Annotated in this window: 22 protein-coding genes; 13 read left to right on the top strand and 9 right to left on the bottom strand. The window is 67.6% G+C overall.

The genetic code is table 11. From position 1 onward, the window contains the following. Positions 1–10: 10 nt before the first annotated feature. From A8G18_RS08320 to A8G18_RS08305, 4 genes are all read right to left on the bottom strand, one after another. Complete coding sequence (locus tag A8G18_RS08320) at positions 11–859, bottom strand: MlaE family ABC transporter permease (protein ID WP_026003117.1); 849 nt, start codon at positions 857–859, stop codon at positions 11–13. A 16-nt stretch (positions 860–875) separates the two neighbouring features. Further along, a complete protein-coding gene (locus A8G18_RS08315; protein WP_064063482.1) occupies positions 876–1,640 on the bottom strand; it encodes an MlaE family ABC transporter permease in 765 nt (254 codons plus the stop codon). 466 nt (positions 1,641–2,106) lie between these two features. Then, entirely contained in the window at positions 2,107–3,033 is a 927-nt protein-coding gene (locus A8G18_RS08310) for a 3-oxoacyl-ACP reductase (protein WP_064063481.1), read from the bottom strand. A gap of 133 nt (positions 3,034–3,166) precedes the next feature. Further along, positions 3,167–3,352: a ferredoxin gene (locus A8G18_RS08305; RefSeq protein WP_064063480.1), complete on the bottom strand. Its 186-nt coding sequence runs from the start codon at positions 3,350–3,352 to the stop codon at positions 3,167–3,169. Between the two features lie 132 nt (positions 3,353–3,484). Here A8G18_RS08305 and A8G18_RS08300 point away from each other — a divergent pair, with 132 nt between their 5' ends. The 4 genes from A8G18_RS08300 to A8G18_RS08285 all read left to right on the top strand — a co-directional run bounded on the left by A8G18_RS08300 (position 3,485) and on the right by A8G18_RS08285 (position 8,079). Next, entirely contained in the window at positions 3,485–4,669 is a 1,185-nt protein-coding gene (locus A8G18_RS08300; RefSeq protein ID WP_064063479.1) for an acyl-CoA dehydrogenase family protein, read from the top strand. Between the two features lie 15 nt (positions 4,670–4,684). Then, the gene (locus A8G18_RS08295; RefSeq protein WP_064063478.1) at positions 4,685–5,800 is read left to right on the top strand and encodes an acyl-CoA dehydrogenase family protein; all 1,116 of its coding nucleotides are present in this window, start codon (positions 4,685–4,687) and stop codon (positions 5,798–5,800) included. A gap of 4 nt (positions 5,801–5,804) precedes the next feature. Further along, complete coding sequence (locus tag A8G18_RS08290) at positions 5,805–7,439, top strand: long-chain-fatty-acid--CoA ligase (protein WP_064063498.1); 1,635 nt, start codon at positions 5,805–5,807, stop codon at positions 7,437–7,439. A 118-nt stretch (positions 7,440–7,557) separates the two neighbouring features. After that, a complete protein-coding gene (locus A8G18_RS08285) occupies positions 7,558–8,079 on the top strand; it encodes a DUF3253 domain-containing protein (RefSeq protein WP_064063477.1) in 522 nt (173 codons plus the stop codon). Positions 8,080–8,094: 15 nt separating this feature from the next. Here A8G18_RS08285 and A8G18_RS08280 read toward each other — a convergent pair whose 3' ends face one another. The 4 genes from A8G18_RS08280 to A8G18_RS08265 form a co-directional block, all read right to left on the bottom strand. Next, positions 8,095–9,225 (bottom strand): nitronate monooxygenase, encoded by a 1,131-nt coding sequence (locus A8G18_RS08280; RefSeq protein WP_064063476.1) that lies wholly within the window; start codon positions 9,223–9,225, stop codon positions 8,095–8,097. 149 nt (positions 9,226–9,374) lie between these two features. Then, positions 9,375–10,595: a CaiB/BaiF CoA transferase family protein gene (locus A8G18_RS08275; RefSeq protein WP_064063475.1), complete on the bottom strand. Its 1,221-nt coding sequence runs from the start codon at positions 10,593–10,595 to the stop codon at positions 9,375–9,377. Positions 10,596–10,869: 274 nt separating this feature from the next. Beyond that, on the bottom strand, positions 10,870–11,982 hold the full coding sequence (locus A8G18_RS08270) for an NAD(P)H-dependent flavin oxidoreductase (protein ID WP_064063474.1): 1,113 nt from the start codon (positions 11,980–11,982) through the stop codon (positions 10,870–10,872). Between the two features lie 8 nt (positions 11,983–11,990). Beyond that, on the bottom strand, positions 11,991–13,658 hold the full coding sequence (locus A8G18_RS08265) for an acyl-CoA synthetase (protein WP_064063473.1): 1,668 nt from the start codon (positions 13,656–13,658) through the stop codon (positions 11,991–11,993). A 45-nt stretch (positions 13,659–13,703) separates the two neighbouring features. Between A8G18_RS08265 and A8G18_RS08260 the strand changes: the two genes are divergently transcribed. Together A8G18_RS08260 and A8G18_RS08255 are read left to right on the top strand one after the other, a co-directional pair. Further along, positions 13,704–14,603 (top strand): crotonase/enoyl-CoA hydratase family protein, encoded by a 900-nt coding sequence (locus A8G18_RS08260; protein ID WP_245207802.1) that lies wholly within the window; start codon positions 13,704–13,706, stop codon positions 14,601–14,603. Between the two features lie 140 nt (positions 14,604–14,743). Then, on the top strand, positions 14,744–16,273 hold the full coding sequence (locus A8G18_RS08255) for an AMP-binding protein (RefSeq protein ID WP_064063472.1): 1,530 nt from the start codon (positions 14,744–14,746) through the stop codon (positions 16,271–16,273). A 59-nt stretch (positions 16,274–16,332) separates the two neighbouring features. Here the strand turns inward: A8G18_RS08255 and A8G18_RS08250 are convergent, their stop codons facing one another. Further along, complete coding sequence (locus tag A8G18_RS08250) at positions 16,333–17,370, bottom strand: LLM class F420-dependent oxidoreductase (protein WP_064063471.1); 1,038 nt, start codon at positions 17,368–17,370, stop codon at positions 16,333–16,335. Positions 17,371–17,460: 90 nt separating this feature from the next. On the opposite strand from A8G18_RS08250, the gene A8G18_RS08245 reads away from it, so the two are divergent. Genes A8G18_RS08245 through A8G18_RS08215 form a run of 7 tightly spaced genes read left to right on the top strand, consistent with a single transcriptional unit; the run spans position 17,461 to position 23,890 of the window. Beyond that, positions 17,461–18,432: a Zn-ribbon domain-containing OB-fold protein gene (locus A8G18_RS08245; RefSeq protein WP_064063470.1), complete on the top strand. Its 972-nt coding sequence runs from the start codon at positions 17,461–17,463 to the stop codon at positions 18,430–18,432. A gap of 13 nt (positions 18,433–18,445) precedes the next feature. Beyond that, on the top strand, positions 18,446–19,507 hold the full coding sequence (locus A8G18_RS08240) for a thiolase domain-containing protein (RefSeq protein ID WP_064063469.1): 1,062 nt from the start codon (positions 18,446–18,448) through the stop codon (positions 19,505–19,507). Beyond that, positions 19,507–20,682 (top strand): thiolase domain-containing protein, encoded by a 1,176-nt coding sequence (locus A8G18_RS08235; RefSeq protein WP_006551914.1) that lies wholly within the window; start codon positions 19,507–19,509, stop codon positions 20,680–20,682. The genes A8G18_RS08240 and A8G18_RS08235 overlap by 1 nt, the downstream gene beginning before the upstream one ends. A gap of 8 nt (positions 20,683–20,690) precedes the next feature. Continuing rightward, complete coding sequence (locus A8G18_RS08230) at positions 20,691–21,572, top strand: TIGR03619 family F420-dependent LLM class oxidoreductase (protein ID WP_006551915.1); 882 nt, start codon at positions 20,691–20,693, stop codon at positions 21,570–21,572. Beyond that, positions 21,569–21,982 (top strand): nuclear transport factor 2 family protein, encoded by a 414-nt coding sequence (locus tag A8G18_RS08225; protein WP_006551916.1) that lies wholly within the window; start codon positions 21,569–21,571, stop codon positions 21,980–21,982. The genes A8G18_RS08230 and A8G18_RS08225 overlap by 4 nt, the downstream gene beginning before the upstream one ends. A gap of 9 nt (positions 21,983–21,991) precedes the next feature. Then, entirely contained in the window at positions 21,992–22,564 is a 573-nt protein-coding gene (locus A8G18_RS08220) for a nucleotidyltransferase family protein (RefSeq protein WP_064063468.1), read from the top strand. Between the two features lie 60 nt (positions 22,565–22,624). Then, positions 22,625–23,890, top strand: coding sequence for a hypothetical protein (locus tag A8G18_RS08215; RefSeq protein WP_064063467.1), 1,266 nt, complete (start codon positions 22,625–22,627; stop codon positions 23,888–23,890). Position 23,891 lies beyond the last annotated feature (1 nt).

The following is a 23,891-nucleotide window of genomic DNA, read 5'->3' as shown; positions in this document are numbered from 1 at the left end:
GTCGCGCGCCCTATCCCGACAGGTTGAAGTTGCCGGTCGCGCCGTAGACGGCGAGCGAGATGAGCAGGGTGACGGTGACAACCGCGACGAGCGAGGCCCGCACCGCGTTGCCCACCGCGACGCCGACGCCGACGGGGCCGCCGCCCGCGGTGAAGCCGTAATAGGTGTGGATGAGCATCACGGCGATCGCCATCACGATGGCCTGGACGAACGACCACAGGATGTCGGTGGGTATCAGGAAGGTCGTGAAGTAGTGGTCGTACACGCCCGCCGACTGGCCGTAGAGCACTACCGTCGCGAAACGGCTCGCGACGAACGAGGCGATCACGGCGAGCGAGTACAGCGGAACGATCGCGATCATCCCGGCGAGCACGCGTGTGGACACCAGATACGGGATGGACGGGATCGCCATGGTCTCGAGCGCGTCGATCTCCTCCGAGACACGCATGGCGCCGAGCTGGGCGGTGGAGCCGGCACCGATGGTGGCCGCCAGCCCGATCCCGGCGATCGTCGGGGCGGCGATGCGCACGTTGATGAAGGCCGCGAAGAAGCCGGTGAGCGCTTCGACGCCGATGTTGCCGAGGGAGCTGAATCCCTGCACGGCGATGATGCCGCCGGTGAACAGCGTGAGGAAGCCGACGATCACGACGGTGCCGCCGATGACGGCGAGTGCGCCGGTGCCCATGCTGATCTCGGCGACGAGCCGCACCGTCTCCTTGGGGTAGTGCATCAACGCCCGGGGCACGGTCGCGAGAGCGCGCGCGAAGAACAGCGCCTGCTCCCCCACCCGGTCCACTGTGGACGACACTCGTGTCGCGCGCCGGACCGCACGGGGAAAGCGCCGAGAGATCACTGCCATGAATTCTCCGCTCCCCTCATCCCGCGGTCAGCTTGATGCCGACGGCCGTGACGAGGAGGTTGACCACGAACAGTGCCATGAACGCGAACACGACCGTCTGGTTGACGGCGTCGCCGACACTCTTCGCTCCACCTTTGACATTGAGGCCGAGGTAGGACGCGACCAGGCCCGCGATCATGCCGAACAAGCCCGCCTTCACCTGGGAGATCATCAGTTCTCCGAAACCGGTGAGCAGGGTGATGCCGTTGATGAACGCGCCGGGATTGACGTCCTGGAGGAAGACCGAGAAGGCGAATCCGCCGAGGATGCCGATCGTGCACACGAGACCGTTGAGCAGCAGCGCGACGACGGTGGACGCGAGCACCCGGGGGACGACGAGACGCTGGATCGGATCGATGCCGAGCACTCGCATCGCGTCGATCTCCTCGCGGATGGTGCGGGCGGCGAGATCGGCGCAGATCGCGGTGGCGCCGGCACCGGCGACGATGAGCACGGTGACCATGGGCCCCACCTGCGTCACCGCGCCGAGGGCCGCACCCGCGCCACTGAGGTCGGCGGCACCGATCTCCCGGAGCAGGATGTTGAGGGTGAAGCTCACCAGGACCGTGAACGGCACCGCCACCAGAACGGTGGGCATCAGCGAGACGCGGGCGACGAACCATGCCTGATCGACGAATTCGCGGCGCTGGAAGGGACGGCGGAAGGCCGCCCGGGCGGTCTCGCCGGTCATGGCGAACAGTCCGCCCACCGCCCGTAAGGGAACCTCGAGGAGGTCTACCATCGTGCGCCCCCTTCGATCCTCACGTCGTCGGCGCGCGGCCGATCGATGGCATGTGCTGTGACCCGGGTCATATTAACTAGAACGTGTTCACCTGTCAAAGATCCGTCCTGGGACATCTCGATCCATTTCCGTCCGAACGGACATACAAGCACCGACGGGCGCGCGTCGACGCGCTCGAAAGAGGTTTTACGCTGGAATTTCGGCGGGATTTCCGACGCGGAGCTCGGGCTCGATCACACCGGCACGGGACGCCGTCGGTATCGGTCCGAGGCGTCGGAGCACGAAGAGAACTAGAACACGTATCAGGGCCGGCAGCGGGGACCCACGAGAGCCGGAGAAACGACCCGAGTGGGCGTGAGGCTACCGGAATTCCCCGGTGCCCGTCACGCTTGCAGAATCCCGGTCCGGGACGAAGACGTGGCGTCCCCGCCGTTCCCGGACGGGCGACGGCGGGGCAGCCGGGAGACTAGAGATCGAGGGCCGACGACGCCGAGAACGTCCGGCCCGGATCGCGGTCGGCGAAGTATCCGCCGAGCTCGATGGCGAGCGCCTCGGGGGTCCACTGCCCGTCGGCGTCGAAGCGTTGCTCGACCACCGGTGCCGCCATCAACGCCACCATCGGGCCGTAGACGATGAAGACCTGCCCGTTGACGCGCCCGGCCGCCGGGGAGGCGAGATAGGCGACCAGATTCGCGACGTGGTCGGGCGAGAGCGGATCGATGCCGTCGTCCGGCGCATCACCGAAGACCGACTCGGTCATCGACGTCCGCGCTCGCGGGCAGATCACGTTGGCGCGGACACCGTACCGCTCGAGACCACGGGCGGCCGAGAGGGTGAGCGCGGTGATGCCGGCTTTGGCGGCACCGTAGTTGGGTTGCCCGGGCGGCCCGAGCAGACCGGCCTCCGACGAGGTGTTGACCAGACGCCCGTAGACGGGGCCACCCTCCTGCTTCGACCGGTCGCGCCAATAGGCCGCGGCATTGCGGGACAACAGGAAGTGACCACGCAGGTGCACGGCCACCACGGAATCCCATTCGTCGTCGGACATGTTGGGCAGCATCCGATCCCGCGTGATGCCCGCGTTGTTGACGACGATGTCGAGGCCGCCGAGCTTGCCCTGGGCGGCAGCGAGCATCGCGTCGGCCGTCTCACGCTCGGCCACACTGCCCGGCACGAATTCCGCGTCGACCCCGAGATCGCGGATACGCGTGAGGGTGTCCTCCACCGCGTCGTTCTCCGCCAGATCGTTGACGACCACCGATGCTCCGGCACGCGCCAGCGCAAGCGCCTCGGCACGGCCGAGACCCGCTCCGGCTCCGGTGACGACGGCGACCCGCCCTTCGAGAGACACCCGACCGTCGTTCTCCACGCCACCGCCGGCGTCCGCACTCATCCACGTACTCCTCGAGATTCGGGCCGATTTCCGGCCGCACGCGGGTACTCTCCCGATCAGGACCTGGAGGTACCGAAGATGTAGAACTTGTTACTTCCCTCGGCGGTGGCCGGTGCCGGCCACCGCGCGTGGCTCAGGCCTCGGCGAGCGCCGCACGCGGGCACTGGGCGACGGCCTCGCGAACGGCGCCTTCACTCCCTTCGGGAACGGGCCGCGTGACGATCAATTCGTCGTCGTCGTTGAGATCGAACACGTCGGGAGCCAGCCCGACGCACACGCCGTTGGCTTCGCAGCGGTCGAAGTCGACCTTGACATCCATCCGAGGACCTCGCTTCACATTCGCGCCGACCGATTGCATCCAGACTAGAACGCGTTCCAATTTTGTGCAATGATTCGCGGGGATCCCCCCGAGACGATTCACAGGGACCCGCAGCGACGGAACGGAGCGTTCGTGGACATCTCCTACACCCCGGGGCAACGAGCCCTCCGCGAGGAATTGCGGGGCTATTTCGCCCAGATCATGACACCCGAACGCCGCGACGCGCTCGCTGCCACGACCGGCGAGTACGGCGTGGGCAACGTGTACCGCGAGGTCGTGCAGCAGATGGGCAAGGACGGATGGCTCACCCTCGGCTGGCCCGAGGAGTACGGCGGCCAGAACCGTTCCGCGATGGACCAACTGATCTTCACCGACGAGGCGGCCATCGCCGGCGCGCCCGTCCCGTTCCTCACCATCGATTCCGTCGCGCCGACGATCATGCATTACGGCACGGACGAGCAGAAGGAGTTCTTCCTCCCCCGCATCTCCGCAGGCGAACTGCACTTCTCGATCGGCTACTCCGAGCCGGGCGCCGGCACCGACCTCGCTTCCCTGCGCACCACCGCGGTGCGCGACGGCAGTGAGTGGGTCATCAACGGTCAGAAGATGTGGACGAGCCTGATCGCCTACGCCGACTATGTGTGGCTCGCCGCCCGAACCAACCCGGATGTCCGGAAGCACAAGGGGATCAGCGTCTTCATCGTGCCGACCGACATTCCCGGATTCTCGTACACCCCTGTGCACACCATGGCCGGGCCGGACACCAGCGCCACCTACTACCAGGACGTACGCGTCCCGGCGTCCGCGCTCGTCGGCGAGGTCGACGGCGGTTGGGCCCTCATCACCAACCAGCTCAACCACGAACGGGTCGCGCTCACCTCCGCCGGTCCCGTGCGCACGGCCCTGACGGAGGTCCGGCGCTGGGCGCAGGAGACGCATCTGCCGGACGGGCGGCGGGTGATCGACCAGGAATGGGTGCAGGTGAATCTGGCACGCGTCCACGCGAAGGCCGAATACCTGCAGCTGATGAACTGGGACATCGCTTCGAGCGCCGGCACGACCCCCCTCGGTCCGGAGGCCGCCTCGGCGAACAAGGTCTTCGGAACCGAATTCGCGACCGAGGCCTACCGGTTGCTCATGGAGGTCCTCGGACCGGCGGCGACGGTACGGCAGAACTCGGCCGGCGCGCTGCTGCGCGGCCGGATCGAACGCATGCACCGCAGTTCCCTCATCCTCACCTTCGGCGGCGGCACCAACGAGGTCCAGCGCGACATCATCGCGATGACTGCCCTCGGCCAGCCGCCCGCCAAGCGTTAGACAAGGACGCGCACCGTGGACTTCACCCTCACCGAGGCCCAGAACGATCTCGCCGAACTGACCCGCAGCATCGTCGCGGACATCGTCACCAACGAACACCTGCGCACCCTCGACGCCGCCGAGGACCGTCTCGACCGCACCCTGTGGGACACGCTCGCGTCGTCGGGTGTGCTCGGTGCCGCTCTTCCCGAGTCCGTGGGCGGCGACGGATACGGCCCGCTCGAGCAGGCGAGCATCCTGCGCGAACTCGGCCGCGGCGTCGCAGCCGTCCCGTATCTCACGTCGGTCGCCGCGTGCGCGTCGGCGATTGCGGAGTTCGGCACCGCCGAGCAGCAGGCCGGATGGGGCCGCCCCGCCGCGACCGGCGAGCAGATCCTCTCCGCCGCACTCGCAGAGGATCTGAACCCGGATCCCACGGCACCGGCCACCCGAGCACAGGCATCGGGAGACGGCCACGTGCTCGACGGGGTCAAGACCGTCGTCGATGCGGCACCGATCGCCGACGGTTTCCTCGTCCCGGCCACCACCGGCGACTCGGTGGCGGTCTTCCTCGTGCGCCGCGACGATCCGGGTGTCTCGGTAACCCGACAGCAGACCACGGACTTCGGCAGCCGCGGCATCCTCACCCTCGAGCAGGTCGCTCTTGCCGCCGATCGCGTTCTCGGCACCGACGGCCTCGCCGTGGCGGCGTGGTTGCGCGACCGCAGCCTGCTCGGCTCGGCCGCCTACCAGTGCGGTGTCCTCGAACAGGCACTCGAACTCACCGCGCAGTACGCACGCGAACGCGTCCAGTTCGACCGTCCCATCGGCAGTTTCCAGGCCGTCTCCCAACGACTCGCCGACGCCTACATCGACGTCAAGGCGGTGCGACTGACGTTGTGGCAGGCCGCTTTCCGCATGGCATCGGGAGAGTCCCACGACGACGCCCTGCGCACCGCGGCCTTCTGGGCCGCCGACGCGGGACACCGTGTGGCACACACGACCGTGCACGTGCACGGCGGCGTCGGACTCGACGAGGACCATCCGGTGCACCGCTACTTCCTGGCGGCCAAGCACCACGAGTTCCTGCTCGGCTCGGCCACCGATCAGTTGCGTGCGCTCGGGCGCGAACTCGCCGACGTCCCGGTCTGATCACATGGCTGCTCCCACCGTCACCGAACTGCTCGAGCGACTCACCGACGTCGACGACCGAGGGTTGCGTTTCGAGGAAACCGAACTGTCGTGGCGCGAGCACGTCGCACTGTCCCGACAACGGGCCGCCCTGCTGCAGGGCATGCTCGGCGGTCGGGCGCCGAAGCACATCGGGATCCTCATGGACAACATCCCGGAGTTCTCGTTGCTGCTCGGCGCCGCGGCCCTCTCCGGTTCCGTGGTGGTGGGCCTGAACACGACCCGGCGGGGCGCGGCGCTCGCGCGCGACATCACGCTCGCCGAGTGCCGGGTCGTGTTCACCGAGGCCGCGCACGCCTCCCTGCTCGACGGCGTGGATCTCGGCGAGGTGCGGGTGATCGACGTCGACTCCCCCGACTGGGCGACCATGCTCGCGCCGTTCGCCGACACCGTCGTGGAGACCGCCGCGCCCTCCCCCGACGACCTGTTCATGCTGATCTTCACATCCGGTACGAGCGGCGATCCGAAGGCCGTGCGGTGTACGCACCGGAAGTTCACGGAGCCGGCGACGATGCTCGCCACGCGATTCGGGCTCGGACCCGGCGACACCGTGTACGTGGCGATGCCGCTGTTCCACTCCAACGCGATGATCGCGGGTTGGTCGATCGGGCTGGCCGCGCGCGGGAGCGTCGCTCTGCGGCGCCGGTTCTCGGCGTCGGGTTTCCTTCCCGACGTGCGCCGGTTCGGGGTGACCTTCGCGAACTACGTCGGCAAACCCCTGTCGTACATCGTGGCGACACCCGAGCACCCCGACGACCACCACAACCCGCTGCGCATCATGTACGGCAACGAGGCGTCTGCCACCGCCGTCGCCGAGTTCACCCGCCGTTTCGGCGCGCGGGTGGTCGACGGCTTCGGCTCGACCGAGGGCGGCATCGCGATCGCCTCGGCTCCCGACGCCCCGGCCGGATCCCTCGGCAGACTGCCCGAGGGCATCGAGATCCTCGATCCCGAGACGGGGCAACGCTGCCCGGCAGCGGTGTTCGACGCGAACGGCAGGATCACCAACGCCGACGCCGCGACGGGCGAACTCGTCAACGTGCGCGGCCCCGGCCTGTTCGACGGCTACTACAACAACCCCGAGGCCGACGCCGAGCGCCTCCGCGACGGGCGCTATCACAGCGGCGACCTCGCCTACCGGGACGAGAACGGTTTCGTGTACTTCGCCGGACGCAGCTCGGGCTGGTTGCGGGTGGACGGGGAGAATCTCGGTGCGGCGCCCATCGAGCGCATCCTGATGCGGTACGAGGGCTTCGCTCAGGTCGCGGTGTACGGGGTGCCCGACCGGCAGGTCGGCGACCGTGTGATGACCGCCGTGATTCCCGCCGCGGATTCCGACTTCGATCCCGCCGCCTTCGCGCGTTTCCTCGATGCACAGACCGATCTCGGTCCCAAGCAGATGCCCACCCTGATCCGTGTCTGCCGCGAATTCCCCCGCACCGCGACTTTCAAGGTCCTGTCCCGTTCTCTGGCCGCAGAACGCTGGTACTGCACCGATCCGGTCTGGATTCGGGAACGTGGCGATTCCGAATTCCGGTTGTTGTCGGACGAACTGGCGCAGCTTCTCGAACCGGCCTCCCTCGGCACTCCTGCGCGATAGCGTCGTCGCCCCTCGGCCGACGCGCCCCCACGCGTACAGTTGTGCCGCGACGGTGGTTGTTCGGCGACAAGTCCGGAAGGACTTCCGTCGCCGCCGAGTCGAGTGACGGGCGGGACCGATGGATACCGACGGGTCATCCAGAGGGGCGGAGCGCACGCCCGACGGCAGATATGTGGTGGTGAACGGGCGGCGCTGGCGTGCCACCGATCCCACGATTCCTGAACCGTTGCAGAAGCAACTCGTGGCGGAGTTGATGCGCGCTCGGCGTCTCGTGAAGAGCGACGGCGACTCCGCACGGCACCGCGTCCAGGACGCGAAGGTCGCGCTCGGTGAACGCGGGCATCCGTGGTGGGAACCACGCGACGAGCATGCGGATCGTGAACGGCTGGCGGCCACGATCTGCGCGCTGCTCCGGGAACGGAACCCGTCCACCATCTGTCCCAGCGACGCCGCGCGGGTCGCGGGTGGCGACTCGTGGCGCGACCTCATGGACGCCGCACGCTCGGTGGCCGCCGATCTCGAACGCAGCGGCCACGTCGTGATCACGCAGAAGGGTGAGCCGGTGGACGTGGAGACGGCACGAGGTCCGATCCGGATCGCACCCGGACCGGACCTCGGGCAACCACGGCCCTCCCTGTGAGTCGAACGGTGTGGATCAGGCGCTCGCGGCCTCGTTCAACTTCTCCAGGGTTCCGGTCGCTTCGAGGTACTCCTGCACCCAGCGTTCGATGACCGCAGAGGTCTTGTCGACCTTCGTGAACTGCCCGACGACCTGACCGACCGGGTTGAACGCGACGTCGACGGACTCGTCCGGGTATTTGTGAGTGGCCGCGACCGCCATGCCGGACACCATGTACTGCAACGGCATTCCGAGGGGCTTCGGGTTGCCCTCCGCCTCCCAGGCCTCGGTCCAGTCGTTGCGGAGCATGCGGCAGGGCTTGCCGGTGAACGAACGACTGCGCACGGTGTCACGGCTGGTCGCCTTGATGTAGGCCTCCTGTTGCACCGGGGTGTTCTCGGCTTCCTCGACCATGAGCCACTGCGAACCGGTCCACGCGCCCTGGGCGCCGAGCGCGAGCGCGGCCGCGATCTGCTGACCGCTGCCGATCCCACCGGCGGCCAGCACCGGAACGGGTGCGACCTCCTTGACGACCTGCGGCCACAGCACGATCGAGCCGACCTCCCCGCAATGCCCGCCACCTTCGCCGCCCTGCGCGATGATGATGTCCACGCCGGCGTCGGCGTGCTTGCGGGCCTGCTTCGGAGAACCGCACAGCGCCGCGACCTTACGACCGGCGTTGTGGATGTGCTCGATCATGTCGGCGGGTGGGGTACCGAGCGCATTGGCGATGAGGGTGACCTTCGGATGCTGCAGCGCCACCTCCACCTGCGGGGTCGCGGTGGCTTCCGTCCAGCCGAGGAGCTGCAACGCGTTATCGTCACCTTCGGGCAGCGGAACCCCGTGGTCGGTGAGGATCTTGCGGCCGAATTCGAGGGTCTCCTGCGGCACCATCGATTGCAGCATCTTCGTGAGTTCCTCCGCGGAGAGGTTCGCGTCCATGCCCTCGTACTTGTTCGGAATGACGATGTCGACCCCGTACGGGCGGTCGCCGATATGCTCGTCGATCCAGTTCAGCTCGATTTCGAGCTCCTCCGGGGTGAACCCGACGGCGCCGAGGACACCGAAGCCTCCAGCCTTGGCGACGGCGACGACGACGTCGCGGCAGTGGGTGAACGCGAAGATCGGGAACTCGATGCCGAGTTCGTCGCAGATGGGCGTGTGCATTCGGCACTCCTCATAGAAGTTCGAAATACTGAAACGAGTTCCACCTTAGTGTCCTGTACGCCTGCGGGGAAGCACGCAACAACGAACGAAGGCTCGCAACACCGGCAGTGACTGCCGATGTTGCGAGCCTTCGCCCCGCGTTGTGTGCCTCAGATGATGCCGCGCTCGCGCAGCTCCTTCTGCTCGACCTCGCTCAGTCCGAGCACCTCGCCGTAGACCACGGCGTTGTCGTATCCCGCGACGGGCGGACCGGCGCGGCGCACCGAACCGGGCGTCTCACCGAGCACCGGCACCACACCGGGGCCGAGCACATCGGTGTCGGTGCGCTCGTCGTGGTGGGGCACGATCATGTCGCGTGCCCGGAACTGCGGATCGGCGACCACCTCGGCCACGGTGTTCACCGGACCGGCCACCACACCGGCCTCCGACAGATGCGCGAGCAGATCCTCGAGCGTCGACGTCGCCGCCCAGTCACCGATGAGTACGTCGAGTTCGTCCTGGTTCAGGCCGCGCGCGAGGTGATCGGCGAAACGCGGGTCGTCGGCGAGTTCGGGACGATCCATCGCCGTGCACAGACGACGGAAGACCGTGTCCTGGTTCGCGGCGATGATGATCCACATGTCGTCGGACGTGCGATACAGATTCGACGGCGCGATACCCTCGAGACGCGTACCCGACGGGCCGCGCACCACACCTGCCGCGTCGTAGTCCGGAATCACCGATTCCTGCACCGCGAGGCACGCCTCGGTGAGTGCGACGTCGACGACCTGGCCGCGACCGGTACGTTCGCGGCTCAGGAGAGCGGCCAGTACTCCCTGCACCGCGAACATGCCGCCGAGAGTGTCGCCGAGCGACAACGCGAGTCGCGGAGGCGCTTGTCCCGGATAACCGTTGAGATGCCGTAGTCCGCTCTCCCCCTCGGCCACCGAGGCGTATCCCGCGCGGCCGGCCTTCGGGCCGGTCTGCCCGTAGCCGGAGACCCGGGCCAGGACGATGCCCGGATTGATCTCGGAGAGCACGTCGTAGCCGAGACCCCACTTCTCGAGCGTTCCGGGACGGAAATTCTCGACGATGACATCCGATTCGGCGACGAGACGCCGGAAGAGTTCCTGTCCGTCGGGCGCCCGGAGATCGAGGGTGATGCACCGCTTGTTGCGGGCGTGCACCGTCCAGAAGAAGCGGTGCCCGTCCCGCTCGCCCTGCCCCCAGGTGCGGAGCGGGTCGGGCCGCTTCGGGTCCTCGATCTTGATGACGTCGGCACCCATGTCGCCGAGCAGGCGTCCTGCGTACGGCCCGGCGATCAGGGTGCCCAGTTCGAGCACCCTGATGTCCGCGAGTGCTCCGGTTGCCTGCGACTCGGCCTGTGTCACTGCGTCTTCCGTCCTCTGCTCGGTAACCGAGGTGAACGGCCTCCTCCTCGGTGAACGCTTCGAGTCCGCTGCGGTGCGGTTCACGACCGGTACCGCTCGCGTCACGTCCACCCCAGGGTAGTGCCGGATCGGGCACACCTCGGCCGTCGACCCCCACCCGCGACCGCCGCTGCTCCCTGTCCGGCGACGCCCCGGCCGACGCAGATCCCGGAACGGGACGATGCCCGGGGCGGATCACTCCACCCCGGGCACCTGCCACCCCACCACTGTGGTCCTATCGCGCCTCGTTCAGCCGATCGACGGCCTCGTCGTAGCCCCGCACGAGGTCGGCCATGATCTCCGCGACGGGACGGATCTCGTTCATCCGTCCCACCACCTGCCCGACCGGCATGGCGACGGCCTCGGGATCGTCGGCCACCGACATACGCTGATGCGCCTCGCTCACGAGGATGTTCTGCAGGGGCATCGGCAATGGCTCGGGCGCATCGGGTTTCGACCACGCCTCCGTCCACTTGGTCTTGAGCAGCCGCGCCGGCTTGCCCGAGTAGATCCGCGACCGCACCGTGTCGGACGAACTCGCGCCGAGCAACGCGCGCTGGATCGACGACGGGCCGTGCGCGGCCGCCCCGAGCTTGTACTCCGAGGTGGTGAGCCAGTACGAACCCATCCACACGCCGGAGGCACCGAGGGCCAGTGCCGCCGCGACCTGCCGTCCCGATCCCACACCGCCGGCCGCGAGCACGGCCGCCGAATCACCGAGTGCGTCGACGATCTCGGGCCACAGCACCATCGACGCGATCTCGCCGGTGTGGCCCCCGGCCTCGTAGCCCTGCGCGATCACGATGTCGACACCGTTCTCGACGTGCCGCTTCGCGTGTTCGACCGCACCCGCGAGCGCTGCGACCGGCACACCCTTGTCGTGGGCGAGGTCGATGACGTCCTTCGGCGGTGACCCGAGGGCGTTCGCGATCAGCGCCGGCCGGTGGGCGAGGGCGACGTCCACGTGCGAGCGTGCGACCGAATGCAGCCAGCCCAGAACACCGCTCGCCTCACCGACGTCGTCGGACAGGGGCGGAACACCGAGTTCGTCGAGCGTGCGGTTCACGAAGGCGCGGTGCTCGGCCGGGATCAACCTGTCGAGGTCCACCGCGGTGCCTTCGGTGGGCACCGCGGCGGGCATCACGATGTCGACGCCGTACGGTTTTCCGTCGGTGTTCTCGTCCATCCATGTCAGGACGGTGTCGAGTTCGTCGGGGTCGTTGAACCGCACGCACCCGAGAACACCGAGTCCGCCCGCGCGGCTGATCGCCGCCGCGACGTGTTCGGAGGGTGTGAAGCCGAAGATCGGATACTCGATGCCGAACTTCTTGCCGAGGCCGGTCTGCATGTGTCCCTCTACCCCGCCGCCGCGGCGCCGTTGCCGTCGCCGTTGTCGTAGACCTCGTCGGCCGGGCGCAGTTCCGTCTGGTCCTTGGCCCACCGGTAGTCGGGTTTGCCGGCCGGCGATCGCTTGATCTCGTCGACGAACCACACTGCGCGCGGCACCTTGTACCCCGCGATCTGTGATCGTGCCGTCGCCGTGAGTTCTTCGAGCGTGACCTGCGCGTCCTCACGTCGCGCGACGACGGCGGAGACCCGTTCGCCGAACCGCTCGTCGGGAACACCCACGACCAGTGCGTCGAAGACGGCCGGGTGCTGCTTGAGTGCACCCTCGACCTCCTCGGGGTAGACCTTCTCACCGCCGCTGTTGATCGAGACCGATCCGCGGCCGAGCATCGTGACGGTGCCGTCGGCCTCGACCCGCGCGTAGTCGCCGGGGATCGAGTAGCGGATCCCGTTGTACTCGCGGAAGGTGGCCTTGGTCTTGGCCTCGTCCTTGTAGTAGCCGAGCGGGATGTTGCCGGTGCGCGCGACCATGCCGACCTTCTCGGAACCCGGTTCGATCGGATTGCCGTCGTCGTCGAGGACGGTGGTGGACTCGTCGATCTTCACCGTGGGGCCGCCGCCGAGGGTCTTGCCCTTCTCGGCGATGCCGATGCCACCGAAGCCGGTCTCGGACGAGCCGATGGAGTCGGTGATGATCTTGCCGGGCAGCAGGTCGAGGAAACGGTCCTTGATGGACGGGGAGAACAGGGCCGCACTCGATGCCATGGCGAACAGGGTCGAGAGGTCGTAGGGCTCACCGGTTGCCGGGTTGCCCTCCTCCAGTGCGTCGAGCATAGGGCGGGCCATGGCGTCGCCGGTGATGAAGATGACGTTGACCTTGTGGTCGTCGATGATGCGCCACACCTCGTGGCCCGAGAACTCGGGGTGCATGACGACCTTGCCGCCGCTGAACAACGACTGGAACAGCGCCCACTGGGCGCCGCCGTGGATCATCGGCGGGATGGGATAGCGCACGAGACCGGGATTCTCGGCGCCCTCCTTCGCCAGCTGCCACTCGTCCTTGACCCATTCCCCGGTCATGAAGTTGATACCGCCGCCGAGGACGCGCCACACGTCCTCGTGACGCCACATCACGCCCTTGGGGTGACCGGTGGTGCCGCCGGTGTAGAGCATGTAGATGTCGTCGGCGCTGCGTGCTTCGAAGTCGCGTTCCGGGTTGCTCTGCGCCAGCGCCGCTTCGTATTCGATGCCGGCATAGGACGAGAAGTCGGCGTCGGTGCCGTCCTCCACGACGATCACGGTCTTCACCAGCGGAGTGTTCGGCAGGACGTTCGCGACCTTGTCGGAGTAGCGACGTTCGTGGACGAGCGCGACCATGTCGGAGTTGTCGAAGATGTACTGCAACTCGTTCTCGACATAGCGGTAGTTGACGTTGATCATGATGGCGCGGATCTTGAAGACCGCGATCATCGCCTCGACGGCCTCGATGGTGTTGCGCGAGTAGATGCCCACCTTGTCGCCCGGCTTCACACCTTGTTCGCGCAGGTAATGAGCAAGTCGGTTGGCTCGGTCCTCCAGCTGTGCGTAGGTGACCTCACGTCCGTCCGAAGCCAGCGCGACGCGCTCGGGAACGAGGTCGATTGCGTGTTCGACGAGGTCTGCGATGTTTAGGGCCACGCTGACAAAAGTAGAACGTGTTACCGTTTCTGACAAGACCCGAATATGATCCAGTTCACAATCCTGCGAGGAGTCCCGCCAGTGTCCGCTACCGAAGCCCCCGGCGCAGCCGATTCGGACATCTCGTCCCGCGAACCGCATTGCCTCGTCGAGCAACGCGGCCACGTTCTGATCGTCACGCTCAACCGCCCCGAGGCACGAAATGCGCTGTCCGGCGAAATGATGGCGATCATGAACGAGGCCTGGGATCGCGTCGACAGCGATCCCGAGATCCGCGTCGCGATCCTCACCGGTGCCGGTGGAGCGTTCTGCGCGGGAGCCGATCTCAAGGCGATGAACGCGGCACCGCCCGGAGACGCATTCGAGCAGGGCGAGCGAAGCGACGGGAAAGGCAACGGTGGCGGCTGGGACCTCACACGGCTGCCGGCGTTGCTCAAGGGTCGCCGTCTGACCAAGCCGCTCATCGCGGCCGTGGAGGGTGCCGCCATCGCCGGTGGCACCGAGATCCTGCAGGGAACCGATGTCCGAGTGGCCGGCGAGAGCGCGAAATTCGGTGTTTCCGAGGCGAAGTGGGGACTGTTCCCGCTCGGTGGGTCCGCGGTGCGTCTCGTCCGCCAGATCCCGTACACGATCGCCGCCGACATCCTGCTCACCGGACGCCACCTCGGGGCCGCCGAAGCCAAGGAGATCGGACTCATCGGTCACGTCGTTCCGGACGGCACCGCGCTCGACAAGGCTCTCGAGATCGCCGAGACCATCGCGAACAACGGCCCGGTTGCCGTGCAGGCCATCCTCCGGACGATCCGCGATTCGGAAGGACTGCACGAAGAGGACGCGTTCCGGATCGACGCCGAACTGGGCGCCGCGGTCTTCAAGAGCGCCGACGCCAAGGAGGGGCCGCGGGCGTTCGCGGAGAAGCGTGCCCCGAAGTTCTCGGGTTCCTGACCTGCGCCACTGTGGACCGCACTCCCACCCGTGAGAGCGCGGTCACAACCATCTCCTTAGCTCTACTACATTGTCGGCTGTGATCCAGACCACAAGATCACAGTGTTCGTCGAGGCGATGTCGAGGCAATGAGGAGCCCCATGTATCCAGGAGTGCACGCCCGGACCACCCCGGACAAACTTGCGGTCGTCCTCGCCGACAGTGACCGGAGTCTGACCTACCGCGAACTCGACGACCGGTCGGCAGCGCTGGCCCGCGTCCTGCACGACGCGGGTCTGCGCACCGGTGACGTCGTCGCCCTGCTCACCGACAATCAGCCCGAGGCCTTCGAGGTCTTCTGGGCCGCCCTCCGGTCCGGCCTGTACATCACGGCGGTCAACAGTCACCTCACCGCCGGGGAGGTGGCCTATATCCTCGAGGACAGCGGTGCGAAGGCCCTGATCGCGTCGGCGACACTCGACGAACTCCCCGAACAGGTCGGCGAGAAGGTCGCGATCGGTTCGGTGAGGCTCGCGTTCGGCGGCACCGTGCGCGGTTTCGAGTCGTACGAGGACGCCCTCGCCGCGGCCGGCCCGCGACTCGAGGAGGAACCGTGCGGCGCCATCATGCTGTACTCGTCCGGAACGACGGGCTTTCCCAAGGGAATCCAGCCGGATCTCCCGGAACGTCGCGTCGACGAACCCGGTGAGCCGCTGGTGACGGTGGCGCAGTTCCTCTTCGGCCTCACCGACTCCGACGTCTACTACTCCCCCGCCCCCATCTATCACGCGGCGCCTCTGCGCTGGGGTGGGGCGATCCACGCGCTCGGCGGCACGGTGGTCCTTGCCGAGAAGTTCGACGCCGAGACCGCGCTCCGGCACGTCGAGGAGCACGGGATCACCGCGGGGCAGATGGTGCCGACGATGTTCGTCCGCATGCTCAAGCTCGACGACGAAATCCGCGACCGATACGACCTGTCGAGTCTGCGCGTCCTCGTCCACGCCGCAGCTCCGTGCCCGCCGGAGGTCAAGCGAGCGATGATCGACTGGCTCGGACCGGTGATCTACGAGTACTACAGCTCCACCGAGGCCAACGGGATCACGTTCATCAACAGTCAGGAATGGCTCGAACACCCGGGCTCGGTGGGCAAGAGTGTGCTCGGGCCCGCGCACATCTGCGACGAGGAGGGGCGGGAACTCCCGGCCGGCGAGGTGGGAACGATCTACCTCGAATACGAGAAGGTTCCGTTCTCGTACCACAACGATCCCGAGAAGACCGCGGCGTCGCAGCATCCCGAGCACCCCACCTGGACCACGGTCGGCGACCTCGGCTGTCTCGACGACGACGGCTATCTGTATCTGACCGACCGCAAGTCGTTCACGATCATCTCCGGCGGTGTGAACATCTATCCGCAGGAGATCGAGAACGTGCTCGCCCTGCACCCGGCCGTCGAGGACGTCGCTGTCATCGGCGTGCCCCATCCGGAGATGGGCGAGGAGGTCAAGGCCGTCGTGCAACCGGCGGGCGGATCCGCCGGATCCCCCGACCTCGCCGACGAATTGATCTCGTACGTCCGCGAGCGGGTCGCGCACTTCAAGGTGCCGCGATCGGTGGACTTCGTCGACGAACTGCCCCGCACCCCCACGGGCAAGCTGGTGAAGGGCAAGCTGAAGGCGGCCTACGCCTCCTGACGCCCGCCCGCGGCGGGCGGAAACCGTGCTCACGGACCGGTTTCCGCCCGGTGCGGCATCTAGCGCAGCACCACCTCGGCGATCGTGCGCACCTGGTCGACATCGCGACAACCGACCAGCAGCATCGTCACGCCGGCCGCCTCCCAGCGCTTCACACCCTCGCGCACCTCGTCGGCATTGCCGACGATCATCGTCTCGGTGACCATCTCGTCCGGGATCACTGCCGCCGCCTCGTCCTTACGGCCGGCACGGAACAGCGCGGTCACCTCGTCGACCACGGCCTCGTATCCCATCCGCCGGTAGACCTGCGCGTGGAAGTTCAACTCCGGCGCACCCATTCCGCCGACATACAGCGCGGTCACCGGTTTCATCGCCGCGATCGTCCCTGCGCGATCGTCCGTGATCACCACCTGGCAGGTCGCCGCGATCTCGAAGTCCTCACGGGTGCGTCGGGCGCCCGGCCGGGCGAACCCCTCGTCGAGCCATTCGTCGTACATCGACGCCAGGCGCGGGGTGTAGTAGATCGCGAGCCAGCCGTCGGCGATCTCGGCGGTGAGCGCGACGTTCTTCGGACCTTCGGCACCGATCCAGATCGGGATGTCCGACCGCAGCGGATGCGTGATGGGCTTGAGCGGTTTACCGAGCCCGGTTGATCCGGCGCCCGCGTAGGGCAGCGGGAAGTGCGGTCCGTCGCCGGTCACCGGCGCTTCGCGCGCGAGCACCTTGCGGATCACGTCGACGTACTCGCGGGTCCGTGCGAGGGGCTTGGCGAACGGCTGGCCGTACCAGCCCTCCACCACCTGCGGCCCCGAGACGCCGAGACCGAGGATGTGCCGGCCCTTCGAGAGGTGATCGAGCGTCAGCGCGTGCATCGCGCAACTCGTCGGAGTACGCGCGGAGATCTGCACGACGGACGTGCCGAGCCGCACCCGTTCCGTGGACGAGCCCCACCAGGCCAGCGGCGTGAACGCGTCCGATCCCCACGATTCGGCGGCGAAGACGGCGTCGAATCCTTCGGCCTCGGCCGCAGCAACGAGTTCCGGTGCGTTCGAGGGCGGCTGAGCACCCCAGTAGCCGAGTTGCAGTCCCAGTTTCATTGGACGCCTTTCCTGTCGGGCGAATCGTGGAGAGATGCAGTTCGCGCGCCGCTCTTGCCAGCACCACTAGAACCTGTTCTACTCGAAATTGTGAGCCTGGGAAAGAGCGCGGTTGCCGAGCCACCGCTGAGCGCACCGCTGAATCTGAAGTTCGACTACACACGATCCACCGGGCCGACCGTCGGAGCCTTCGTCACCGGATTGCGCGACGGCCGCATTCTCGGCGCCCGCGGATCCGACGGACGGGTCCTCGTCCCACCCCCCGAATACGACGCGGTCACCCATGAACCACTCACCGATGTCGTCGAGGTCGGACAGACCGGCACCGTGGTGAGCTGGACGTGGAACGCCGAACCGCTGCCCGGACAGCCCTTCGACCGGCCCTTCGCCTGGGCACTGATCCGCCTCGACGGCGCCGACACCGCACTCCTGCACGCCGTCGACGTCGCCTCCCCGGACGACATCGAGACGGGTCTGCGGGTACGTGTGCGGTGGGCCGCCGAACGCACCGGCGACATCCACGACATCGAGGCGTTCGAACCCGGCGAGGCGACGATCACCGTCGCAGCGACCGAGGGCGAGCCGGTCACGATGATCACCACTCCCGTCGACCTGGACTACCGGCACTCCGCCTCCCCCGAGGAATCCTGGTACCTGCGAGGGTTGAAGGACGGCAGGATCATCGGTGGCCGCACCGGCCCGGGCGGGAAGGTCTACGTACCCCCGCGCGGTGCGAGCCCCACCGACGGTGTACCGACGAAGGAACCCGTGGAAGTGTCCGACAAGGGCATCGTCACCACCTTCTGCATCGTGAACGTGCCGTTCCTCGGCCAGCAGATCGAGCCGCCCTATGTCGCCGCCTACGTACTGCTCGACGGTGCCGACATCCCGTTCCTGCACCTGATCCTCGAATGCGATGCGTCCGAGGTGCGGATGGGCATGCGTGTCGAAGCGAAATGGCGTCCTCGCGAGGAGTGGGATCACACGCTGCGCAACATCGAGTACTTCCGTCCCACCGGCGAACCCGACGCCGACTACGACACCTTCGAACACCACCTCTGAGAGCGGCGGACACATGACAGACATTGCAGTCGTCGGCTTCGCGCACGCTCCGCACGTGCGCGAGACGTTCGGCACCACCAACGGCGTCGAGATGCTCGTCCCGTGTTTCCAGGAGCTGTACGGCAAGCTCGGCATCGCCAAGTCCGACATCGGTTTCTGGTGTTCGGGTTCCTCCGATTACCTTGCCGGACGAGCATTCTCGTTCATCTCGGCGATCGATGCGATCGGCGCCGTCCCGCCCATCAACGAATCGCACGTCGAGATGGATGCGGCCTGGGCGCTCTACGAGGCGTGGGTCAAGCTCATCACGGGTGAGGTCGACACCGCCCTCGTGTACGGCTTCGGCAAGTCCTCGGCCGGCACTCTGCGCCGAACCCTGTCCCTGCAGCTCGATCCGTACCTCGTGGCCCCTCTGGGCGTCGACTCCGTCTCGCTCGCGGGCCTGCAGGCCCGCCTGGGTCTCGAATCCGGTAAGTGGACCGACCGCGAGATGGCGGAGGTCGCGGTCCGTAGCCGCGCCGCCGCCAAGGACAATCCCAAGGCGCAACTCTCCGGCGACTTCGACATCGACGAACTGCTCGCCCAGCCGTACATCGCCGACCCGTTGCGTAAGCACGACTGCGCCCCCGTCACCGACGGCGCGGCCGCGATCGTCCTCGCGACCGGCGACCGGGCGCGCGAGCTGTGCGAGAACCCGGCGTGGATCACCGGGATCGAGCATCGCACCGATTCACCGAACTTCGGCGCACTCGATCTGACCGTCTCACCCTCGACCCGGGCCGCAGCGCAGGCCGTCACCGGCGGGGACACCGCCTTCGACGTCGCCGAGTTGCATGCACCGTTCACGCACCAGGAACTCATCCTGCGCGAGGCGATCGGCCTGGGCGAGTCGACGACGATCAACCCGTCCGGTGGGCCGCTGACGGGCAACCCGATGTTCTCCGGCGGTCTCGAGCGCATCGGTTACGCAGCGCAGGCGATCATGGACGGCACGGCCGGACGTGCACTCGCGCACGCGACGAGCGGTGCTGTGCTGCAACAGAATCTGGTAGCCGTTCTGGAGGGACGCAACTGATGGCGAAGCAACCCGCAGCTGTCCTCGGAACCGGGCAGACCCATTACGTCGCCAAGCGGCACGACGTGTCGATGTCCGGCCTCGTCCGCGAGGCGATCGACCGCGCCATGACGGACGCCCAGGTGGGCTGGGACGACATCGACGCCGTGGTGATCGGCAAGGCCCCCGACCTGTTCGAGGGCGTCATGATGCCCGAACTGTCGATGGTCGACGCCATCGGCGCCACGGGCAAGCCGATGCTGCGCGTGCACACCGCCGGGTCCGTCGGGGGCTCGACGGCGAACGTCGCGGCAAGCCTCGTCCAGGCCGGCGTGCACCGCCGGGTACTCGCGGTGGCCTGGGAGAAGCAGTCCGAGTCGAACGCGATGTGGGCGCTGTCCACACCGGTCCCGTTCACCATGCCGGTCGGTGCCGGCGCGGGCGGCTACTTCGCGCCGCACGTCCGTTCGTACATCCGCCGGTCCGGTGCGCCCGAGCACATCGGGGCGATGGTCGCGGTCAAGGACCGCCTCAACGGCGCGAAGAATCCGTACGCGCATCTGAAGCAGCCCGAGATCACCCTCGAGAAGGTGCAGGCCTCGCAGATGCTGTGGGATCCGATCCGGTACGACGAGACGTGCCCGTCGTCCGACGGTGCGTGCGCGGTCGTGCTCGGCGACGAGGACACCGCGAAGGCCGCCGAGCAGGCCGGCCGCCGGGTGGCGTGGATCCATGCCACGGCGATGCGCACCGAACCCACCACCTACGCCGGGCGCGATCAGGTGAATCCGGAGGCCGGACGGGTCGCTGCCGCAGCACTGTGGAAGCAGGCCGGTATCACCGATCCGCTCGGCGAGATCGACTGCGCCGAGATCTACGTGCCGTTCTCGTGGTTCGAGCCGATGTGGCTCGAGAACCTCGGTTTCGCGTCCGAGGGGTCGGGGTGGAAACTCACCGAGGCCGGCGAGACGGCGATCGGCGGTCGGCTTCCGGTCAACATGTCCGGCGGCGTGCTCTGCTCCAACCCCATCGGGGCATCGGGCATGATCCGGTTCGCCGAAGCCGCGATCCAGGTGATGGGCACGGCGGGAGATCACCAGGTCGACGGCGCCCGCAAGGCACTCGGACATGCCTACGGCGGTGGATCCCAGTACTTCTCCATGTGGGTGGTGGGCTCCGACCGGCCCACGAATTAGGAGGCATCATGGTCTCGTTCACCGTCGGGGTCGCGATGACCCCACTCGACCAGCTCACCGGCATCGCGCAGACCGCCGAGGAGTGCGGATACACCTCGATCGCACTGCCCGACTCCCTGTTCTACATGGAGAAGCAGACGGTCGACTATCCGTACACCCCCGACGGTTCGCGGATGTGGACGCCCGACACCCCCTGGGTGGATCCGCTCATCGCCGCGGCGTCGATGGCGGCGAGCACGTCGACGATCCGGTTCTACACCCAGGTGCTCAAGCTCGGCTCCCGCAATCCGGTGCTGCTGGCGCGGCAGGTCGGATCCGTTGCGAACCTCACCGGGAACCGGTTCGGACTGGGTGTCGGAATCGGCTGGGCGCCGGAAGAATTCGAGTGGTGCGGTGTGCCCTACGCGAAGCGCGGCAAGCGCGTCGACGAGATGATCGACGTCCTGAAGCTGATCCTCGACGGCGGCATGGTCGAACATCACGGCGAGTTCTACGACTTCGACCGGCTGCAGATGAGTCCCGCGCCCACCGCACCGGTACCGCTCTACGTCGGTGGGCACACCGAGGTGGCACTGCGTCGTGCGGCCCGGGTCGGTGACGGCTGGACGTCGGCGATGATCGGGTTCGACGATCTGGTCGGGGTCATCACCCGACTGCGCGAATTGCGGGCCGAGTACGGCCGCAGCAACCTGCCGTTCGAGATCCAGACGGTGTGTGTCGACAGGTTCGGTGGTTCCGGTTACGCCGAACTGGCCGACGCCGGGGTCACCGACATCATCGTGGTGCCGTGGATCTTCGACGGCCACGGTTTCGACTCCCCGCTCGAGGCCAAACAGGAATCGCTGCGGAAGTTCGCCGACAAGTACATTCCCGGAAGGGATGCCGCATGAGCGAGGAACACCCGGCGCGTATCGCAGCGAAGGCGTCGCAGGCGGCGGCGAGCGGGAAACGCAAGGACGAGTGGCTCGCGCTGTTCGCGGAGAACGCGTGCGTCGAGGATCCGGTGGGTCCGTCCGGCTTCGATCCGGAGGGCAAGGGGCATCACGGTGCCGAGGCGATCGCGAAGTTCTACGACATGACCATCGCGAACACCGACAAGCTCGAATTCCTCGTCGACGACGTGCTGGTCTGCGGCGACGAATGCGTCAACATCGGCACCATCCGTACGACGATGGCAGGCAATCTGATCGATGCGGAGGGCGTGTTCGTCTACCGCGTGGACGACGACGGGAGGATCGTCTCGTTGCGTGCGTTCTGGGAAGTGGACCGCGCGATGAAAACCGTGCGCCCCGTCTCGTAGAGTCGGGCCATGGGCACAGCCGGGATCGTTCTTGCGGCAGGGGACGGCTCGCGGCTGGGCGGACGCGCGAAAGCGCTGCTCCCCCACCGCGGCCGTCCCCTGCTGCATACCGTCGTCGAGGCACTGCTCGAAGGTGGTTGTGACGACGTGATCGTGGTCGTGGGCGCATTCGGCGACGATGTGGCCGCCGCGTGCCCTACCGGAGCAATAGCGGTCTACAACCCCGACTGGGCCGTCGGCATGTCGACATCCCTGCGCCGCGGGGTCGACGCGGCACGAGCCCACCAGAGGGTTGCGCTCACCGTCGTCGATTTTCCCGGCATCACAGCCGAATTGGTCCGCCATCTCCTGGATGCGCACCACACGGGGACGGTGACGCTCCCCGTCTTCGGAGATCACCCCGGTCATCCGGTGGTCTTCGACATCGCCGACGCGCTGGGCGCCGCCGCCGACGCCACCGGCGACGAGGGCGCGCGATCCTTCCTCGCCCGCAATCGTGAACGCGTGCGGCGTCTCGACTGCACCGGGCTCGCCGACCCCGGAGACGTCGACACCTCCGAGGATCTTCGCCGCCTGACCTGATCGCATCGTCGCCCGGCGTGTCGGCGCCGCGTCCCGGTGACCGCTCGGAGAAGGTAGGGGGTGCCCTCCTGGATTCTCTACGCACTCGCAGCCGTCGGCAGTTTCACCGCCGGAACCGTCCTCGCCGCGCCGAGCGTCGACACCTGTCCACTCGATACCGGGTTCGGTTTCGGTGCCGTGGAGACTTCGGGTATCACCGCGTCTGCCACGGGAGCGCTCGTCGCCGCGTCGATCGCGCTGTGGTTACGCCACCGGGTGGGCGCGCTCGGCGCCGTCGTGGCCGGGGCCGCACTCGTGGCGGTCGTCGCCCTGCCGGGTGCGTGGCGGTTCGACATGTACGTCTCGGCGGTCGGTGCAGGCCTGGTGCTCGGTGCCCTCGTCGTCTGCTGCGCCCGAACTGCGGGCACCCGGCTCCCCGCGGTGATGACCGGTGGCGTCGTTGCCGCGCTGCTCACCGCAGAACCCGTCGCGGAATACCGGGAGTTCGCGGCCTCCTCGCCCGGAAGCGCCGTGTACCTCGAGGTGTCGGCGCAGCCCGCCAACACGGTGTGGACGGTTCTCTCGGCGACTGTCATCGCGGTGGCAACAGCGGCTCTCGTGATGCGTGCCGGTGCTCCCGATTCGGTCGACGAACGACGATGGGATGTACGGGAAACGGTGGTCGGTATCGGCCTACCGCTCGTCGCCGTCGTGCTGTATCGGTCTCTTCACAGTGCCGTGTGGTCTCCGGATGCGAGTCCCGGTGGGAACGGGCGATGGCTGTGGGGCATCGTCGCTGTCCCACTCGTGATCGGTGCTGCCCTGTGGCTGCGCGAGAGAAGCGGAGCGGTCCTTCTCGCCGCCTTCGCGGTGGCCGTCGCCGCGGGTACCGCTCCCTCGTGGATTCCCGGCGGATGGTTTCTGCCGGCCGTGATGGTCGTGCTCGCCGCCGTCGGCGCGTGGCTGGGCCGTCGCGCGCCGAGGCCGATGGCCGGAGTGGGCGTGCTCGCGTTCGTCACGATCACGGCGATCTTCACTCGTGCGCCCTGGGACAACGTCCACCTCCTGGCGACCTTCTTCGTTCTTCCGGTGGCAGCCGCGTACACGATCAGCGCGGCACTACCGTCGACGAGCGCGGTCACCGCCGCGTCCTTCTCGCTGCCCGCCGTGATGGCGTTGCCTCTGCTCACCCGATTCGGATGGACCGCCTACACGCCTCTCACCGATTCTCCGTCCGGGTGGACGCCGGACTCGTGGACGGTTCTCACGACCGGTGTATCGGTAGCCGGTGTGCTCGCGGCGGGGGCCGCGATGTGGTGGATCGGCCGCAGGTCCGAGGTCCTGTAGA

Origin of the sequence: Rhodococcus gordoniae, from assembly GCF_001646655.1 — a bacterium.
GTDB lineage: Bacteria > Actinomycetota > Actinomycetes > Mycobacteriales > Mycobacteriaceae > Rhodococcus > Rhodococcus gordoniae.
Note: the sequence above shows the minus strand (reverse complement) of the source record. Positions and strands in the feature narration are given on the sequence as shown.